The 601-nt window shown below is 37.8% G+C and carries 1 pseudogene; it reads right to left on the reverse strand.

From position 1 onward, the window contains the following. Nucleotides 1-601: pseudogene (locus tag RVS70_RS21820) on the reverse strand (IS21 family transposase); the annotation flags it as partial.

Below are 601 nucleotides of genomic sequence, written 5' to 3' on the forward strand. Positions count from 1 at the left end.
TTCAGGAATAGTGTGTTTTGCAATCAATTCTCCTGTATCGGTAATATAGATGAATAGTTGTTTGTCTTCCGTTTCCTTGATACCGACGGTATCATATTTATGGAATGTTCCTAGTGGAAGAGAATACCGATTCGACAAATAACGAATTGTATTGTCCTTATGGACGCTTCTTGTTATACTATTTTCATAATTGTTTTTGATAGTTAATTTTTCTGCGACTGGTCTTAAGTGTTGCTTTTCCAAGGAGAACACTTCGACCGGTCTTTTTTTTGTTGTGTTATGGATTTTATAGTTCCCTGTTCGGTTTAGCCACTGCCAACCCTGTTCATTCCAGGAATCAATGTTGTGAAACACTCTATGTCTCGCAAAGTTATGCTTGATAAAGCCAACCACATTTTCAATTTTCCCTTTACTTTCTGGGTCAGCTTTTCTACAAACCCTAAGGTTTAAACGCCTGGTTTCCTTATAATGTTGAAACTCTTTCGTTAAGATAAGATCCCCGCCATTTTCACTGACCACGATTAAATTATCCTGATCATAAACGATTTCTCTTGGGATTCCGCCATACCACCGAAATGCATCTTCATGTGCTTCCATCACA

This window comes from Virgibacillus sp. M23 (genome assembly GCF_034190895.1).
Lineage (GTDB): Bacteria > Bacillota > Bacilli > Bacillales > Amphibacillaceae > Virgibacillus > Virgibacillus salarius.